The sequence below is a fragment of the Citrifermentans bremense genome, from assembly GCF_014218275.1.
Lineage (GTDB): Bacteria > Desulfobacterota > Desulfuromonadia > Geobacterales > Geobacteraceae > Geomonas > Geomonas pelophila.
In genome coordinates this window covers 2,205,886-2,223,534 of record NZ_AP023213.1, presented here as the reverse complement: position 1 = coordinate 2,223,534, position 17,649 = coordinate 2,205,886, and the positions used below count along the sequence as shown (strand labels likewise).

Annotated in this window: 12 protein-coding genes; 7 read left to right on the top strand and 5 right to left on the bottom strand. The window is 63.8% G+C overall.

Features of this window, described 5'->3' with window-relative positions; translation table 11 throughout:
* Positions 1 to 15: 15 nt before the first annotated feature.
* The 4 genes from GEOBRER4_RS09840 to GEOBRER4_RS09825 form a co-directional block, all read right to left on the bottom strand.
* Positions 16 to 531: a response regulator gene (locus GEOBRER4_RS09840; protein ID WP_185245250.1), complete on the bottom strand. Its 516-nt coding sequence runs from the start codon at positions 529 to 531 to the stop codon at positions 16 to 18.
* A gap of 25 nt (positions 532 to 556) precedes the next feature.
* A complete protein-coding gene (locus GEOBRER4_RS09835; RefSeq protein ID WP_185245249.1) occupies positions 557 to 1,705 on the bottom strand; it encodes a sensor histidine kinase in 1,149 nt (382 codons plus the stop codon).
* 319 nt (positions 1,706 to 2,024) lie between these two features.
* Positions 2,025 to 2,585 carry a DNA-3-methyladenine glycosylase gene (locus GEOBRER4_RS09830; RefSeq protein WP_197971406.1) on the bottom strand — a complete coding sequence of 187 codons (561 nt, stop codon included), beginning with the start codon at positions 2,583 to 2,585 and terminating at the stop codon, positions 2,025 to 2,027.
* A 9-nt stretch (positions 2,586 to 2,594) separates the two neighbouring features.
* Positions 2,595 to 3,218 (bottom strand): DUF4136 domain-containing protein, encoded by a 624-nt coding sequence (locus GEOBRER4_RS09825; protein ID WP_185245248.1) that lies wholly within the window; start codon positions 3,216 to 3,218, stop codon positions 2,595 to 2,597.
* A 245-nt stretch (positions 3,219 to 3,463) separates the two neighbouring features.
* Here GEOBRER4_RS09825 and GEOBRER4_RS09820 point away from each other — a divergent pair, with 245 nt between their 5' ends.
* Positions 3,464 to 3,946, top strand: a complete 483-nt coding sequence (locus GEOBRER4_RS09820; protein WP_185245247.1) for a universal stress protein — start codon at positions 3,464 to 3,466, stop codon at positions 3,944 to 3,946.
* A 12-nt stretch (positions 3,947 to 3,958) separates the two neighbouring features.
* Positions 3,959 to 4,147 carry a rubredoxin gene (locus GEOBRER4_RS09815; protein WP_085812770.1) on the top strand — a complete coding sequence of 63 codons (189 nt, stop codon included), beginning with the start codon at positions 3,959 to 3,961 and terminating at the stop codon, positions 4,145 to 4,147.
* Positions 4,148 to 4,271: 124 nt separating this feature from the next.
* On the opposite strand, the gene GEOBRER4_RS09810 is transcribed toward GEOBRER4_RS09815, so the two are convergent.
* The gene (locus GEOBRER4_RS09810) at positions 4,272 to 4,484 is read right to left on the bottom strand and encodes a hypothetical protein (RefSeq protein WP_085812771.1); all 213 of its coding nucleotides are present in this window, start codon (positions 4,482 to 4,484) and stop codon (positions 4,272 to 4,274) included.
* 88 nt (positions 4,485 to 4,572) lie between these two features.
* Between GEOBRER4_RS09810 and GEOBRER4_RS09805 the strand changes: the two genes are divergently transcribed.
* From GEOBRER4_RS09805 to GEOBRER4_RS09785, 5 genes are all read left to right on the top strand, one after another.
* Positions 4,573 to 5,253, top strand: coding sequence for an ABC transporter ATP-binding protein (locus GEOBRER4_RS09805; RefSeq protein WP_185245246.1), 681 nt, complete (start codon positions 4,573 to 4,575; stop codon positions 5,251 to 5,253).
* Positions 5,246 to 7,744 (top strand): ABC transporter permease, encoded by a 2,499-nt coding sequence (locus tag GEOBRER4_RS09800; RefSeq protein WP_185245245.1) that lies wholly within the window; start codon positions 5,246 to 5,248, stop codon positions 7,742 to 7,744. Before GEOBRER4_RS09805 ends, GEOBRER4_RS09800 begins: the two co-directional genes overlap by 8 nt.
* A 20-nt stretch (positions 7,745 to 7,764) precedes the next feature.
* Entirely contained in the window at positions 7,765 to 8,433 is a 669-nt protein-coding gene (locus tag GEOBRER4_RS09795; protein WP_185245244.1) for an arylesterase, read from the top strand.
* A gap of 258 nt (positions 8,434 to 8,691) precedes the next feature.
* Positions 8,692 to 10,356: a PfaD family polyunsaturated fatty acid/polyketide biosynthesis protein gene (locus GEOBRER4_RS09790; RefSeq protein WP_185245243.1), complete on the top strand. Its 1,665-nt coding sequence runs from the start codon at positions 8,692 to 8,694 to the stop codon at positions 10,354 to 10,356.
* Positions 10,353 to 17,648 (top strand): type I polyketide synthase, encoded by a 7,296-nt coding sequence (locus tag GEOBRER4_RS09785; RefSeq protein WP_185245242.1) that lies wholly within the window; start codon positions 10,353 to 10,355, stop codon positions 17,646 to 17,648. Before GEOBRER4_RS09790 ends, GEOBRER4_RS09785 begins: the two co-directional genes overlap by 4 nt.
* Position 17,649: the final 1 nt, after the last annotated feature.

The following is a 17,649-nucleotide window of genomic DNA, read 5'->3' as shown; positions in this document are numbered from 1 at the left end:
TCGCTCTTTCGCTGGTCACGCGGTTGGCTCCAGCGTCCCCGCCCCGGCCTCTACCGCTTTTGGCAGCGTGGAAGCGTATCTGGGCGTGGTAAGCTGCGGGGGTAGGTTCAAGCCCAGCCAGTACTGCACCAGCGCCTGCATCATCACCAAGAGCGTGTTGAAGGAGGCGGGCTTGACCAGAAAGGAATTGCATCCAAGCTCGTAGGCGCGCTCGATTTGGTTGTCGGGGCCGGGCTGGGTAAGCACGATGACAGGGGCCCGGTTCAGGACCGGCTCCTGCCTCAGCCAGGCCAGGAGCTCCAGTCCCGACATGGAGGGAAGCTGCAGGTCGAGGAGCAGCAGCACCGGCAGCGGGAAACTCTCACGGTCCTGGTACTGCCCCACCCCCTTCAGGTAGTCGATCGCCTCCTCTGCGGTGCGGACTATCTGGACCGGGGTGATGACGCCGACCCGCTGCAGGGCGAGCAGGGTGAAGTGGGCCATATCCTCGTCGCTGTCCACCATTAGTATGGTGTGGTGCACATAGCTCATGCTGCCTCCCTGGCGGTTCCGCCTCTTATGACGGAGGGCCGGCTTTCTTGAGAACGATCCAGAACCTGCTCCCTTCCTCCTCCCTTGACTCCACCCCTATCCGCCCCCCCAGCCGGGTCACCGCCTTGCGCGCGATGGCGAGCCCTATTCCCGTGCCGGGGTAGCTTTCGATGCCGTGCAGCCGCTCGAAGATCTTGAAGATGCGTTCCTGGTGCTCCGGCGCGATCCCGATGCCGTTGTCCGCGATATTCAGCCGGCACTCGCCGTCCAGTTCCTCGCCCCACACGAGCAGTGACGGGACCACCCCCTTGGGCACGAACTTTATCGAGTTTCCCATGATGTTCAGGACCACCTGGACCAGCACCGTGTGATGCCCGACAACCTCTGGAAGAGGTTCCCGCACCTCGAGACGGTAGCTTTTCCCCCCGCTGGTGAGTTCCAGCTGCTTCGCAGCGTCGGCCACTACCAGATCGAGACTCACGCGCTGCAGCACGATTTCCTGGCGGCCGACGCGGCTGTAGGCGAGCAGATCCTGGATCAGGCGCTCCATCCCCTCGGAGGCAGTCTGGATCCGTTTCAGGTACGCCACCCGCTCGGCCTCGGTATGCTCTTCCTCCAGCAAAATCCCGGCGAACGCCCGCATGGCGCGAAGCGGCGCGCGCAGGTCGTGCGAAACCGAGTAGGCGAAGCTGTCGAGCTCCTCGTTGATCTCCTGCAACCGGGCAGTCCTCTCCTCCACGCGCTTTTCCACAGCAGCACTTTGCTGTTCCATCAGGCCCGTGACCCTTGCCAGCTCCGCCTCCCCCTTTTTCAACCTGGTGACGTCGTCGATGACGAGACCCAGGTGCTCCTCAGACAGACCAAAGATCCGGGCACGGTAAACGGATGCCCCGGACGAAACCTCGCCAAGGTCCACCATGCCGCCAAATGCAGCCAGACGCTTGCAGGTTTCCCGGAGCCGCTCTTCGTCGAACCAGCCGGGGAAACAGTCCGCCGTTTTGCAGTTGGCGAAGTTGAACGAGCGGCAGCGGCAGAGCTTCACCGCGGCGGGGTTCATCTCGATCACCACGGGCGATCCCTCCGTATCCTCGGGATCCACGCTCAGGATGGCGAGACCTTCACGCATGTTGGTGAACATAAGTCGGTAAAGCCGCTCGGCTAGCTCCATCTCCATGACAGCGTCCTTTTTCGCGAAATGCAGTAGAGTATATCGGAGCAAAATTAATTTGCACCAATATTTAAAAAAGAGTGCAGTGGCATAAAAGCGGGCGCGAATGAGCCATATTCGTAGCTGGTTCTTCTCGTTAAGTCTTAGGGTTCAACGTCCCCTCCAGGTAAGAAAAGATGTTGCTCATTACCTATTCAGGTAAAAAGGTAATGACATGAATATTCGCAGGCGGTGTCACTGAGGAAGGCGCTGACAGTAAGTGCAGGAAGGAAAATTGAGGAGAGCTACAGCAATGTTTCAACATCATCTGGCATAGCACCTCCCGTCACGGCTTTGAGACAAAGGCATTTCCGGCTATGTAGAATCGGAGCAGCTTCCCGGCCCAGACCCCTGAGTAATCTACCCCGATCCTGGGCCTGGAAACTACCTGCACCGTTTCCCCAACGGGACGCTCCGCCACGAAGAAGTCGTCGCTCAAAAGGTCGTGGCCGTTTTGCCGGCGGTCGATCCCCATGGCGCGGCAGAGGAGCCCCGGCCCGCAGGTCCGCCCCTCGACGTTTCTAACCGGTTCAAGCGCGCGCAAAAGTACGGCGCAGGCGTTTCCCTCGCGCTCGGTGACGATGTTCATGCAGCAGTAAATGCCGTAGATCAGGTAGACGTAAGCGAAGCCGGGAGGACCGAAGAGGATGACGGTGCGGGGGGTGCGCCCCTTGGAGGAATGCGCGGCCAGGTCCACCTCGCCAAGGTAAGCCTCGACCTCAACGATGCGCGCCACCCGCTCCACGCCATCTATCTGGTGCACGAGCCTTGCGCCGAGGAGGTCACAGGCCACGGCGACCGTTTCGCGGTCGTAGAAAGAGCGGGGAAGTTTCCGCAGGAGGTCCATGGCTCTTCCTCAGATCAGCCCTTCCTTGGTGAGTTTCTTCACCACCTCACTGGCGAGATCCTGCCCCACGGTGGTGACCTTGCTGGGGTCGGTGCTTTCCAAGGTGGCGGCCCAGATCAGTTTGTCGGATCCGGCGTCGAACAGGTTCACCTGCATGGTGGCGACATCGTAGGTAGTGATGTAGGTGGGGCCGTACAGGGCCATGGAGCGGTAGTATCCCGGGAAGTCCCACCCCGGAAACGCCTGCGGGTACCAGTACCCGGGATAGGGGCCCATGTCGGACTGAACGGTGGTCTGTTTCTCGACCTTGACGGTCTGCACAGTCAGTATGGCCTGGGCCTGGGCCCGCCGCACCGCACGCTCCAGCACCCCCCAGTCGGCAAGCGCCGCTCCGGGGATCACCGTGTACCCAGGCACAGCCTCCACCCCCTTGCGCGAGAATTCGCTAGCCAGCATGTCCTCGTAGACGCGGCGGGTAGATTCCTTGCTGCTGATGCTCACCACCAGTATCTTTTGCAGCCGCTGCGGGTGAAGTTCAGGGTTGCGCCAGGTGTCTACCACCGATACCGAGGCACAGGAGCAAAGAAGCGACGCCAGCCACAACATGATCGAGATCTCCAAAAGCCTGCGCATGTTTCACCTCCAGTAACTGGTTGATGTTGCACGGTTCCGGAACGGTTTTGACTGGCCGGGCAAAAGATGTGAAACATTTATACCAAGTTGCCTGCAGTTAGCAATCGTATATACTGGGGTGGTCCATCATTAGCGCCTTCCCTGCAGGGAATTATTAAGGACATGAAACGGCGGCAACGACCAGAGGTCGTGACTGGGCCGGTCCGTGCAGGACGAAAAGGCGAAGCTACTCAGGAGGCAAGACCATGGAAAATTTCAAGCGCGTTCTCGTGGTCAACAGGATGAGTGAGTACTCCCGTGACGCGATCGAGGCGGGCGTTTCGATCGCGCGAAAGTACGGGGCTGAGTTGTCGGTGCTGCACATCTTGTCCGGGGTGGCCGGCACGGTAAGCATGGGCGGCGCCTCCATCAACGCCCCGAGCCCTTACCCGGAGGGGAGCAAGAGCTACGCGAGCCAGCAGGACCAGGCCCGGGAGGAGTTGGAGCAGATCATCCGCAGGGAGATCACCGCGGGGCTTCCTATCAAGCTCATCATCAAGGAAGGAAAACCCCTGGACGAGGTGATGCAGGTGGTGAAGGAGGAACGGATAGATCTCATGGTGCTGCTCTCCCACGAGGAAGGGCGCCTGGAGCACATGGTCTTTGGCCGCGACAACGATGCCATCGTGCGCCACATGCCCTGCAGCATCCTGCTGATCAAGAGGGAGCCGGAGGCGGTGAACTGGTAAGGAGCCCGTCACATGCAAAAATGGATCTGCACCGTGTGCCGCCACATCTACGACCCCGATGAAGGGGACCCGGTAAACGACGTGCCGCCAGCGACCTCCTTCGAGGAGCTGCTGGAGGAGTGGCGCTGCCCGGTCTGCGAGGCGGGAAGAAATCTTTTCGAGCCCTACCCCGACCCGAAGCAGCGCCTTGAGGAAGGTTGAAAAAGGGCAAAAGGGTTCGGACAAGCCACGAGATCCACCTGCGGGAGCAGGTCATACGACCTGCTCCCGCTTATTTTGTGAACAACATAGAGACCTGCTTGGTAAAGGATTTGCGGGGACTGGATCAGCGATCTTCTTCCCTGGCGAAGGCGTAGTTGCTCTTGTGTTTGCAGAGGTAGTCATAGCCCACTGGCAGCGCGTACCTGCACTCGGCGTAATCTATGCCGCAGTAGAACATCTCCATCCCGCTTCCGGGCATGACAGCGCCGACGCTGCTGGTCCTGCACCGGGCAAAATCCGGATCCCTTTTTTCCTGTCGACATCTGGAGTTTTGCATGGCACCATCCTCGATCACATGATCGGGAGAGTATAATAAAAAACTTTTAACTATAAACCTTCCAGAGCTAAAAAGGATCCCGGGCCAGATGACTATCCTGCAAAGCCAAGACGTCAGCAAAAGCTACCGTATCGGAAACCGCTTGATCAAGGTGCTCGACTCAGTGTCGCTGTCGGTCGAGGCCGGCGAGTTCCTGGTGGTGAAGGGGGAAAGCGGCAGCGGCAAGTCGACGCTGCTCACCATCCTTTCCGGGTTGGACCGCCCGGACTTGGGAAGGGTTCTCATCGCCGGCGAGGACATAACCGACCTGGGCGAAGACGCCCTCGCCCCCTTGAGAAACAGCGCCTTCGGGTTCGTCTTCCAGTCCTTCCACCTGGTCCCGTCCCTGAACGCGCTGGAGAACGTGATGTTCCCGGCGGAGCTGAAAGGCGATCCGGCGGCCCGCGGCAAGGCGGAGGCCCTCCTGGAAAGGGTGGGACTCTCGGGGAGACTCGCGAGTTTTCCGCACCAGCTCTCCGGTGGCGAGAAGCAGCGCTGCGCCATCTGCCGTGCCCTCATCAACGACCCGCGCATCATCTTCGCCGACGAGCCAACCGGCAACCTCGATTCCATAAACGGAGCCGCGATCCTGGAACTGCTTTTGGAACTGCAGCGCGAGCGCGGCACGACGCTCATCCTGGTGACGCACAGCCCCGAGATCGCCCAGCGGGCGCATCGCGTGGTGACGCTCAGGGACGGCAGGATCGTCACGGGGCAGGAGCATGGTTAACACGAAATTCCTGCTGCGCCAGATGGCCGGCGCCAAGAGGCAGTGCGCCGTCTTCGTACTTTGCGTCGCCCTCTCCATGATCACCCTGGTCTCCCTGGGGAGCTTCCGCGAGAGCGTGGAGAGTTCGCTTCTGCGCGACGCCCAGTCCCTGCACGCCGCCGACATCATCATCAAGTCCCACGCCCCCATCCCGCAGGGCCTGGAGCGCGAGGTGGCCCTGCTTACAGACCGGCGCGAGATCAGGAACGCGCGTTTCTGGGAGTTCTATTCCGTGGTGCAAAAGCCTGCGGCCGACGCCTCGCTTTTGTGCAACATCAAGGTCGTGGAACCGGGGTACCCCTTTTACGGAGCGGTGCGCCTTGCCTCCGGCCGTCCCTTCGCAAAGGTACTCACCCCAGGAAGCCTGGTGGTGGAAAAGGTGCTGCTGGACCGGCTCAGGCTTCAAATCGGCGACCCGCTCAGGATAGGGAACGCGGTGCTGACCATAAAAGACGTCGTGCTGCAGGAGCCGGACCGTCCGGTGAATTTCTTCGCCCTCGGTCCCCGGGTCTTCGTAGCCGCGGCGGACCGCGACCGCCTCGCCTTGATCGGCAAGGGGAGCCGCGTCGAGCACGTCACCCTGGTCCAGATACTGGATCCGCCGAAGCTGGAAAAGGTCGCGTCAGAGCTTAGTGCCGCGGCCGGCAGCGACGGGCGGGTCAGGGTCGAGACTTACAAGAACGCGGGCTCGCGCGTGAAGCGCTTCTTCGACAACCTCCTTTTCTTCCTGAACCTAAGCGGCATCTTCACCCTGCTTCTTTCCGGCTTCGGCATCCAGAGCACGCTTTTTGCGCTCCTGAAAGAGCAGGAGCGGACCATAGCCGTGATGAAGGCGCTGGGCGCGAGAAGCCGCTTCATCATCGGGCATTTCCTGGGGCTCACCCTGATCCTGGGCTTTGTCGGGACCGTGGCCGGGCTCGGCGGCAGTTTAGCGCTGCAGCGCTACCTCCCAGTTCTTTTCAGCGGTCTGATACCGGCCCAGGTGACCTTGCAGGTCTCGCCAGCGGCGATCGTCCAGGGGATGGCGATCGGGCTTTTGGTGGTGCTTCTCTTCACCTTCCTCCCCCTGTACCGGCTGAAAGAGGTGAAGCCCAGGGCCATCTTCGGGAAGGAGGAAGCGGTGACCCTTTGGAACAGCTCCACCTGGATCATCGCCAGCTTGGGCGCTTTGTTCTTCCTCTTCATGGTGCTCATCCGGCTGCGGGACCTGAAGACAGGCCTTTACTTCATGCTTTCCCTGGTGTCGCTGATCCTGATTTCCTATCTCCTGGCAGCGCTCACCCTCCGCTTCCTGAAGCGGAGCCGGCCTCGAAACCTCGCCTTGCGCCAGGCGCTCAAGGGGCTTTTCCGGCCCCACAACGCCTCGCTTTCCATCATGGTCACCCTTTCCGCGGCCTTCGCCGTGATCTTCGCCATAAACCTGGTGGAGAAGAACCTGGACGCCACCTTCATCGACTCCTTCCCTCCCGGCGCCCCCAACGTCTTTTTCATCGACATCCAGCCTGACCAGCGCGACCCCTTCGCGCACATGGTCGGCCCCGGCGCAGCCTTCTACCCCATCGTCAAGGGGAACGTGACCGCGGTGAACGACGCACCCATAGACCCGACACGGGAGCGGAAATCCAGGGGGGACAACCTTGCGCGCGAGATGAACCTCACCTACCGTGAGTACCTGCTCCCCGACGAGCGGATCGAGTCCGGCAGTACCCTGTTCCGCAAGGACTGGACCGAGCCGCAGGTCTCCGTGCTGGACACGGTGGTGAAGATGCACGAGATGAAGGTGGGGGACCGGGTGAGCTTCCGGATACAGGGGCTTCCGATCACCGCCCGCGTCTCCAGCGTGCGCACCCGTACAAGCAGCGGTTTTTCCCCATTTTTCTACTTCGTTTTCCCCGACTCGGTCCTCTCCCAAGCTCCGCAGACCTTCTTCGCCGCCGTCAAGGTCGACAAGGCCGGGATCAGCGCTCTGCAAAACCGGGTGGTTGCGGCCTTTCCCAACGTGAGCGTCATCGACCTGACCGAGACCGTCACCGTCTTCGGCAGGATCATGCAGCGGCTTTCCAGCATCGTCAGGTTCTTCACCTCGTTCAGCGTCGCAGCCGGGGTCCTGATCATAATCAGCTCCGTCTTCGCCACGCGCTACGCCAGGATCCAGGAAGCGGTGTATTTCACGATACTTGGGGCGCGCAGGGGTTTCGTGCTCAAGGTCTTCGCCGCGGAGAACCTGGTTATTGGGCTGGTAAGCGGGGTTATCGCGCTGTTGATTTCTCAGTTGGGGAGCCTGATCATCTGCCGTAAGGGACTGGACATGCCGTATCAGCCCTATTTCCGCGACAGCCTGTTGCTGCTGTTGGGGACCACCATGCTGGTGCTGATCGTCGGCCTGGCCGTAGCGCTCCCCATCCTCTACCAGAAGCCCGTTGCGTTTTTGCGGGAGCAGTCGGACGAGTAAAGCAGCTTTGCGGAGGTTTCATGTTCAACTTGAGGTTTAGTGCCTTAACCATCTTATTCGCCACTCTTCTGATCTCATGCCAGAAGGAGAAGGAGCCTGCCGTGACCGCCACCGACAAGCCTGCCTACAGCGGAACCATCGTCGCGGTCGGCGACAGCCTGACCGCCGGACAAGGCGTCCCGGAGACCGACGCCTACCCCGCCCGCCTGGAACGTAAACTCAACGAGGCAGGGTACAAGTGGCGCGTGGTGAATGCCGGCATCAGCGGCGAGACAAGCACCGGCACACTCGCCCGGATCGACTGGATACTGAAACTCCAACCCGACATAGTGATCCTTGAGACCGGCGCCAACGACGGACTGCGCGGCCAGGACCCGGAATTGACCCACAGGAACATCGACCGCATCGTGACGACGCTGCAGTCAAAGAAAGTGGTCGTGGTCCTGGCGGGGATGCAGATGCTTACCAACATGGGCTCTCCCTATCGCGACAAGTTCTTGGCGATCTATCCGCGGGTCGCCAAGGAGCGAAAGCTGATACTGGTCCCGTTCTTCCTGGATAAAGTCGCTGGAGAGGAGAACCTCAACCTTTCGGATGGCATCCATCCCAATCCTCAAGGTTATGTCATTGTCACGGACACACTCTACCCGTACGTGGTTCAGGCCATAAAGCTCAAAACCGGGAGATGACGGTTGGGCCGCTCCAATCAGGTGCAGCTAAAAGTTGGCTGAAACCGCGTCTTGTCTTGCCTTTTTGCTCGATTTAATGTACACATACTCTGCTAAAGTGGGCGACCGGTCCGTTCTGCTAAACCCGCTTGAGACAAGTACAATCGACGATGCCTGGACCTGCCTCTTCCATGCCCAAGCTTGTCCTTCTGCCGAACTATTACTCTTTTAGGCCATCGCAATTCCGCTGCAAATTCGCTGGCAACAGGAGAAGCCCGTTTGGATCAATTTTCACTACAGGGTGACCATACCGCTCGCTCTGCAAGCCTGGAGAACCTGGGATCGTGGCACCCCGCCACGGACGCCCCCCCTCAGAAAGCGTCGACGCTGAGAGACGCCCTCCGTTACGTACGCCAGCCGCTTTATCTCGTGGAAAAGGGAGGGACCGTTGTCCCGAGACTGGGAGGCGTCGTCCGTCTCGGCGCTGGAAATCCTGGCGCACTGCCGGTTGCAGGCTACGCCCCCCCCTGCTTGCCGGAAAACCTGGGGGATCCCTCTTTTTGCCGCGACCTGGGCATCCGCTTTCCCTACGTCGGCGGCTCCATGGCCAAGGGGATCAGCTCCGCGGCAATGGCCGAGGAACTGGGTCGCGCCGGGATGCTCGGCTTCTTCGGTGCAGCTGGTCTCCCGCTTGCCACCGTCTCCGAGACAGCCGACCGCCTCAAGGCCTCCCTGGGCGAGATTCCCTTCGGCTTCAACCTGATCCACTCCCCGCACGAGCCCGAGCTGGAGAAGGAGCTTGCCGAGCTCTACATCAAGAAGGGGATCCGCATCATCGAGGCCTCGGCCTTTTTGGCTCTGACGCTCCCCCTGGTCAGGTACCGGCTGCACGGCATCAGGCGCGCCGCCGACGGCACCATCGTGACCCCGAACCGCATCATCGCCAAGGTCTCCCGCGAGGAACTTGCGGCGAAGTTCTTCGCGCCGGCTCCGGAAAAACTTTTGCGCGCGCTGGTTGCCAACGGCTCCATCACCGCGGAGCAGGCCGAACTGGCCGAGCTGGTCCCGCTGGCGCAGGACGTGACCGCCGAGGCGGACTCCGGCGGCCATACCGACAACCGCCCAGCCCTCGCCCTCTTCCCGACCATCAACGCCCTGGCCGCGAAGCTGCAGCGGCAGTACGGCTACAGTTGCCGCCTGCGGGTGGGACTTGGCGGCGGCGTCTCGACCCCGGCCTCAGCGGCGGCCGCCTTTTCCATGGGCGCTGCCTATGTGGTGACCGGGTCGGTCAACCAGGCCTGCGTCGAGTCCGGTACCTCCGACACAGTGCGCACCATGCTCGCCGGCACCCGTCAGGCCGACGTGACCATGGCCCCCGCCGCCGACATGTTCGAGATGGGGGTCACCGTGCAGGTATTGAAGCGCGGCACCATGTTCCCCATGCGCGCCCAGAAGCTCTACGAGATCTACCGCGCCTGCAACAGCCTGGACGACATCCCCGCAGCCGAGCGCGAGAAGCTGGAGAAGACGCTTTTCCTGGCGCCGCTCGCCGACATCTGGCGTGACACCCGCGCCTTCTTCGAAAAGCGCGACCCCGCACAGGTCGAACGCGCGGAGCGCGACCCGAAACACCTGATGGCCCTGGTGTTCCGCTGGTACCTGGGCATGGCAGCGCACTGGGCCAAGGACGGCCTCGAACCGCGGCGCATGGACTACCAGGTCTGGTGCGGCCCCGCCATGGGAGCCTTCAACGAATGGGCCTCCGGCTCCTTCCTCGACGCCCCCGACAACCGCAAGGTCGAAGCCGTGGCCCTCAACATCCTGTACGGCGCGGCGGCACTTAACCGCGCGAACTTCCTGCGCAGCCAGGGTATCGAGCTCCGGATGGATGAAATTGCACCGCAACCTCTCGAAATCGCACAAATCAAGGAGTACCTTTGTTGAAAACTGACGATCTGAAGCCGGCCTCCTCCAGTAACGGAACTCAGCTTGCCATCATCGGCATCGGTTGCCTTTTTCCCAAGGCCGACGACCGTGACGCCTACTGGGCCAACATCGCAGATGGGATCGACGCCATCACCGAGGTCCCCGAGACCCACTGGCCGGTGGATGCCTACTACGACGAAAACCAGAAGAGTCCGGACCGCACCTATGGCCGGCGTGGCGGATTCCTCTCCCCCGTCGACTTCAATCCGATGGAGTTCAACATACCCCCCAACGTCCTGGAGGCGATCGACACCTCCCAGCTTTTGGGGCTCGTCGCGGCCGGTCAGGCTTTGAAGGACGCGGGGTACGGCCCCGACCGCAGCTTCGACAAGAGCCGCGCCTCGGTCATCATCGGTGTGACCGGCACGCTGGAGCTGGTGATACCGCTGGGCGCGCGCCTGGGTCACCCGATCTGGCGCTCCGCCCTGAAGGACGCAGGCGTCGACGAGGCGACCGCCAACGACGTCGTGGAGCGGATCTCGGACTCCTACGTCCAGTGGCAGGAAAACTCCTTCCCGGGTCTTCTGGGGAACGTGGTCGCCGGCCGCATCAGCAAGCAGTACGACCTGGGCGGGACCAACTGCGTCGTCGACGCGGCCTGCGCCAGTTCCTTCAGCGCTCTGCACCTGGCTTCCATGGAGCTCGCCTCCGGCAAATCCGACATCGTCGTGACCGGCGGCATCGACACCTTCAACGACATCTTCATGTACATGTGCTTCAGCAAGACCCCCGCCCTCTCGCCTACCGGTAACGCGAAGCCCTTCGACGTTTCCGCCGATGGCACCATCCTGGGCGAGGGGCTCGGGCTCGTGGTCCTGAAGCGCCTTGCCGACGCCGAGCGCGACGGCGACAGGATTTACGCGGTGGTGCGCGGCGTCGGTTCCTCCAGCGACGGCAAGGGTGACGCGATCTACGCCCCGAGTGCGGCAGGCCAGAAGAACGCGCTCCTGAACGCCTACAAGAATGCGGACGTCATACCGCAGAGCATCGGCCTGATTGAGGCCCACGGCACCGGCACCAAGGTCGGCGACGCCGTCGAGATGACTGCGCTGCGCGAGGTCTACGGCGAGTCTGAGCTTCCCTGGTGCTGCCTGGGCTCGGTCAAGTCCCAGATTGGCCACACCAAGGCCGCCGCGGGTTCCGCTGGTCTCATCAAGGCGGCGCTCGCGCTGCACCACAAGGTGATCCCCCCGACCATCAAGGTGCAGACCCCGCAAAAAGAGGTGGTCGGAGAGAAATCCCCCTTCTACCTCGCCAGGGAGAAGCGCCCCTGGTTCCCGCGCCCCGATGTCCCGCGCCGCGCAGCGGTCAGCGCCTTCGGTTTCGGCGGCTCTAACTTCCACGTGGTACTGGAGGAATACCGCCCCGAGAAAAAGGCCGCCGACTGGGACGGCAACAGCCAGGTACTCGCCTTTTCCGGCGCCGACGCCGCAGCGCTTGCCGCCGCGCTGGACCGGGTGCCCACAGACGCAACCTGGAGCGCCGTCAGGGAGCTCGCTTACCACTCCCGCGCGAGCTTCGATCCCAAAGGGGCCATGCGCCTCGCCCTGGTGGTCGAGCGCGGCAAAACCAACATCGCCTCGCTGGTGAAGAACGCCAAGGCCATGCTGGAAAAGAACTCCAAATCGGCCTGGCAGACCCCCGACGGGGCCTTCTTCGGCTGCGGCGCCGCCGGCAAGCTCGGCATGCTCTTCCCGGGACAGGGCTCGCAGTACACCGGCATGCTGAACGACCTCGCCTGCCGCTTCCCGCAGCTTTTGGACGCAATCTCCGATGCCAACGAAGGGTTCACCTCCACCGACGGCAGGAGGCTTTCCGACCTCATCTACCCCCCTTCCGCCTTCGACGAAGAGAGCCGCACCAAGCAGGAAGAGGCCCTGCGGGCGACCCAGGCGGCTCAACCCGCCATCGGCGCCGTGAGCCTCGGCGCGCTGCACCTCTTGCAATCCTTCGGCCTGGAGCCTCAAGGAGTCGCCGGCCACAGCTACGGCGAGCTGACCGCACTTTGCGCCGCAGGAAGGCTGGACGAAAACGCCCTGCACGCCCTGTCGCGTCTGCGCGGTGAGTTGATGGGCGCGGGAAAAGGGGACAAGGGGAGCATGCTGGCCGTCTCCGCGCCGTTGGAAAAGATCGCCGAGGTGGTCGCTGCCGAGAAGCTGGACCTGGTGATCGCCAACAAGAACGCCCCCACCCAGGCGGTCCTTTCCGGCGCCAGCGCCGAGATCAAGCGCGCCGTCGAGGTCTTCAAGGGTCGTGGCCTTACCTGCAAGGAACTTCCGGTCGCAGCCGCTTTCCACAGCCAACTCGTCGCTGACGCCGCCACCCCGTTCCTGGCCGCACTAGACAAGATCGAGATGCCTAAGGCGAAGATACCGGTCTACGCCAACACCACGGCCGCGGTCTACCCCGAGGACTCCGCAGCCGCCAAGGCGCAGCTCGCCTCCCAGCTCGCGATGCCGGTTGAATTCGTAGCCGAGATCGAGGCCATGTACGCGGCCGGCATCAGCAGCTTCGTCGAAGCAGGCCCCGGCAACAGGTTGACCGGGCTTGTCTCCGCCATCCTCGCCGACCGCCCCCACACGGCCGTCGCCCTCGACTCTTCCTCGGGCAAGCGCGTCGGCGTGGCCGACCTTGGCCGTTGCCTCGCGCAACTGGCCGTGCTTGGGTATGGCGTCAAGCTCGCCGCCTGGGACGAGGAGTACCGCCCGGCTCCCGCAGGGAAAAAACCGCTTTTGAGCATTCCCATCTGCGGCGCCAACTACAGCAAACCCAAACCGAAGAAGCCGCCCGTTCAGCCAAAACCGGCCGCCGTGGCTGCACCCGCCGCTCCGCAAGCGGCAACCGCGCAAGCACCGCAGCCCGCCTACCAGGCCGCGCCTGCTACGCCCCAGCAACCTGTTCACCAGCCCGCTCCGGCCGCAGCCGCGGCGCCACAGGCTGCACTCGGGGAATCGCTGCGCCTGGCGCGTGAAGGGATGGCGGTCCTGCAGCGGATGCAGGAGGATACGGCACAACTGCACCGCCGCTTCCTCGAAGGGCAAGAGGTCGCAACGAGGACCTTCCAGACCCTGCTCCAGCAGCAGCAACAGTTGATCCTGGGCGCCCCCATCTCTCCAGCAGCGTTGGCCCCGGTGGCCGTGCCGGTTCAACCCCAGGCCCCCTCGTACGTCGCCCCGGCTCCGGTTGCTGCAGCCGTTGCGCCTGCTGTGGCTGCCCCGGCGGCCAAGGCAGCACCCGCCGTCGCTCCGGCTGCGCCGGTAGCAGCCCCAGCCCCCGCTCCGGCAGCAACCGCAGCTCCCGCTGGAGCCGACTCTGCGCGCATCACCCAGGTGCTCCTGGCGGTGATCGCCGAGAAGACCGGGTATCCGGTCGAGATGCTGGAGCTCGACATGGGGATGGACTCGGATCTGGGCATCGATTCCATCAAGCGCGTCGAGATCCTCTCCACGCTGCAGGAGCGCCTCCCGGGCACCCCAGCCATCGGCCCCGAGCACCTGGGCACGCTGCGCACCCTGGGCGACATCGCCGGGCACCTCTGCGTCTCGGCAGGTTCCGCGGCCCCGGCTGCGGCAGCAGTCACGGCAGCGACCGCAGCGCCCGCCGCCGCGCCTTCCGGGCTCGCGGCCGAGCAGATCACGGGCACCCTTTTGGCCGTGGTCGCCGAAAAAACCGGCTATCCCGTGGAGATGCTTGAATTCGACATGGGTATGGACTCAGATCTGGGTATAGATTCCATCAAGCGGGTCGAGATCCTCTCCACCTTGCAGGAGCGCCTTCCCGGGTCTCCCGCGATAGGCCCCGAACACCTGGGAACCCTGCGCACCCTGGGGGACATCGCCGGGTTCCTTTCCGCCTCGGCAGTCTCCGCCCCGTCCGCAGCAGCCTCGCCTGCCGTCGCCGCGGCTTCCGGAATTGCCGCAGGCGAGGTCACCAGCACCCTTTTGGCCGTAGTCGCCGAAAAGACCGGCTACCCCGTGGAGATGCTGGAGCTTGAAATGGGTATGGACAGCGACCTCGGCATCGACTCCATCAAACGCGTCGAGATCCTCTCCACCCTGCAGGAGCGCCTCCCCGGCACCCCAGCCATCGGCCCCGAGCACCTGGGGACGCTGCGCACCCTGGGGGACATCGCTAACTACCTCGCTGCCGGTTCGGCTGCGGCTGCCGCCGTGAGCGCGCCCGTCGCGTCCGCAAATCCCGCTGCAGTCCCCGCTCAAGAGATCACCGCCACCCTTCTTTCCGTGGTCGCCGAGAAAACCGGTTATCCGGTTGAAATGCTCGAGCTTGAGATGGGGATGGACAGCGACCTCGGCATCGACTCCATCAAACGCGTCGAGATCCTCTCCACGCTGCAGGAGCGCCTCCCCGGAACCCCGGTGATAGGCCCCGAGCATCTCGGCACCCTGCGCACCCTCGGGGACATAGCTACTTACCTCGCTTCCGGCTCGGCCTCGGCTGCGCCTGCCAGCGCCGCCCCGGTAGACGCACCGGCTCAGCCCGCGGCACCCCCTGCCGCCGCATCCGGCGACCCCGCCCGCGTCATGCAGACCCTTCTTGAAGTGGTCGCCGACAAGACCGGCTACCCGGTGGAGATGCTGGAGCCGGGAATGGGGATGGACAGCGACCTCGGCATCGACTCCATCAAGCGTGTGGAGATCCTATCCACGCTGCAGGAGCGGCTCCCGGAGACCCCGGCCATAGGCCCGGAACAATTGGGCACCCTGCGCACCCTCGGGGACATCGCTGATTTCCTCGCCGGAGTGTCGAGCGCGTCAGCACCGGCCGCCCAGGTGTCTGCCGCTGAGGCAACCCCTACGGCAACCCCTGCGGCTGCGCCGGAACCGGCTCTGGCACCGGTCCAGGCGATCCAGCGCAGCAGCGTCACTCCGGTCGAGCTTTCCGCCGACGACGAGGGCGAGGCCATCGTGCTCGCCAACGACGGCGAGATCTGGGTCACCGACGACGGCTCGGCCTTCGCCGCCGAGCTCTGCAGCATCCTCCTGGAGCACGGCTGCTCGGTCCGCAAGGTGAACGCCGCACAGGCACAGCAGACCGCACCCGCCGGGAAACTCTCCGGCCTTGTGATCTGCGCGCCCACAGCGGGCACCGACGATACCTTCCTGGAAAACGCCTTCCAGCTGGTGAAGAACGCAGCCGGCGCTCTCAATGAGTCGGCCCGCACCGAAGGGGCCGTCTGCGTCACCGTCTCGCGCCTGGACGGGGCCTTTGGCTTTGGTTCCGGCAAGAGCATCAAGGACCCGCTTTCCGGCGGTCTGGCCGGGCTGGCTAAGACGGCGGCCTTGGAATGGCCCGAAGTCTCCTGCAAGGCGATCGATCTCGGCGACTTCCCGCATGCGTCAGCCGCCGCCAGCGCCGTCGCCATAGAGATGCTGCGCCGCGGCCCGGTGGAAGTCGGCCTTTCAGGTGAGGGACGCTGCGCCCTGCAAACCGTTGTGCTCCCCTCCGCACCGGCTCCGGCCGAACCCGCTATCAAGGCGGGGGACGTGGTGGTCATCACCGGCGGCGGGCGCGGCGTGACCGCGGTATCCGCCATCGCGCTTGCCAAGGAGTACAAGCCGTTTCTGGTGCTTTTGGGGCGCAGCTCCGAGCCCGAGGATGAGCCCGCCTGGCTTGCCGGCGTCTCCGGAGAGGCCGAGATCAAGCGCACCATCATGCAGAACGCGCCAGGTAAACTCCACCCGCGCGAAATCGAAGAACGCTTCCGGGCGGTCATGGCCGGGCGCGAGCTGCGTGACACCCTGCAGAAGATCTCTGCAGTTGGCGCCGAGGCGATCTACCGTTCGGTCGATATTCGAGACCGCAGCGCCATGGATCTACTCCTTGGCGAGGTGCGCCGCGCCCATGGGCCTATCCGCGGCGTGGTGCACGGCGCCGGGGTCCTCGCGGACCGGCTCATCGTCGACAAGACCCCCGAGCAGTTCGGGCAGGTCTACAGCACCAAGGTCGAAGGGCTACGCGCGCTCCTGCACGCGACCCGCAACGACGAACTGAGCTTCATCGCCCTCTTCTCCTCCTCCACCGGCCGCTTCGGCCGCGTGGGACAGGTGGATTACGCGGTCGCCAACGAGGTACTCAACAAGGTAGCCCAGGCCGAAGCGCGCCGCCGCGGCGACTGCCGCAGCGTCAGCATCAACTGGGGTCCCTGGGACGGCGGCATGGTCACCCCGGCCCTCAAGAAGGTGTTCGCAGCCGAGGGGATCGGCGTGATCGACCTCACCGAGGGTGGCGACTTCCTCGCCAGGGAGATCTCCGCCGCCGGCTCGCCGGTCGAGATCGTGGCCATCGCCCAGCTCCCCGAGCAGAAGGGCGCTGCCGCCCCGGCCCCCTCCGCGGCGAAGAGTGAAAGTCTCTCCGAGGCGTTCGCGCTGACCCTGACCGTCCCGGAGTTCCCGTTCCTGCGCTCGCACGTCCTGGACGGCAAGGCCGTGGTCCCCATGGCCGTCATCGTGGAATGGCTCGCCCACGGCGCGCTCCACGGCAACCCCGGCTTCCGCTTCCACGGCTTCAACGACCTGAGGATCTGCAAAGGTGTGGTCTTCGAGGACAACACCTCGTTCCCCCTGAGCGTCCTCGCCGGGCGCGCTGTCAAGAAGGAGTCCTTCTGGCTGGTGCCGGTCGAGCTTTCCAGCCCCGGCGTCAACGGCAAGACCATCCTCCACGCCCGCGCCGAAATCGTGCTCGCCACCAAGCACGTCGAAGGTATCCGCTCCATCACGGAGATACCGGCCACAGCCTACGCCCCTCACGACGGGGTGATCTACAACAACGAGCGACTCTTCCATGGCCCCGACCTGCACGGGATCGAGCACGTCGACGGCTGCTCCGCCAAAGGGATCGCCGCCTCCGTTAAGGGCGCGCCCGCACCGGGCAAGTGGATCCGCCGCCCCTTGAGGAGCGCTTGGCTCACCGACCCGCTGGTTCTCGACAGCGCCTTCCAGATGATGATCCTCTGGAGCTTCGAGCGCTTCGGCGCCGGGTCGCTCCCCTGCTTCGCCGGCCGCTACCGCCAGTTCCAGGAAACCTTCCCGAAAGATGGGGCCCAGGTGGTCATCCGCGTCACCTCGGAGAACCCGCGCGGCGCCAGCGCCGATATGGAGTTCCTGGATCGCAACACAGGAAAGCTCGTAGCGCGCCTTGAGGGATACGAGTGCGTCATCGACCCGTCTCTCAAGCAGGCTTTCCAGCGTAACAAGCTGCGGACCGTCTCCGTTGCACTGGGGGCGGCATAGG

Bases quoted from the DNA above. Each gene is read 5' to 3' on its own strand.
- GEOBRER4_RS09830 (WP_197971406.1), bottom strand. From the start codon at position 2,585: ATGGACCTCCTGCGGAAACTTCCCCGCTCTTTCTACGACCGCGAAACG.
- GEOBRER4_RS09810 (WP_085812771.1), bottom strand. From the start codon at position 4,484: ATGCAAAACTCCAGATGTCGACAGGAAAAAAGGGATCCGGATTTTGCC.
- GEOBRER4_RS09795 (WP_185245244.1), top strand. From the start codon at position 7,765: ATGTTCAACTTGAGGTTTAGTGCCTTAACCATCTTATTCGCCACTCTT.
- GEOBRER4_RS09825 (WP_185245248.1), bottom strand. From the start codon at position 3,218: ATGCGCAGGCTTTTGGAGATCTCGATCATGTTGTGGCTGGCGTCGCTT.
- GEOBRER4_RS09840 (WP_185245250.1), bottom strand. From the start codon at position 531: ATGAGCTATGTGCACCACACCATACTAATGGTGGACAGCGACGAGGAT.
- GEOBRER4_RS09800 (WP_185245245.1), top strand. From the start codon at position 5,246: ATGGTTAACACGAAATTCCTGCTGCGCCAGATGGCCGGCGCCAAGAGG.
- GEOBRER4_RS09805 (WP_185245246.1), top strand. From the start codon at position 4,573: ATGACTATCCTGCAAAGCCAAGACGTCAGCAAAAGCTACCGTATCGGA.
- GEOBRER4_RS09835 (WP_185245249.1), bottom strand. From the start codon at position 1,705: ATGGAGATGGAGCTAGCCGAGCGGCTTTACCGACTTATGTTCACCAAC.
- GEOBRER4_RS09815 (WP_085812770.1), top strand. From the start codon at position 3,959: ATGCAAAAATGGATCTGCACCGTGTGCCGCCACATCTACGACCCCGAT.
- GEOBRER4_RS09820 (WP_185245247.1), top strand. From the start codon at position 3,464: ATGGAAAATTTCAAGCGCGTTCTCGTGGTCAACAGGATGAGTGAGTAC.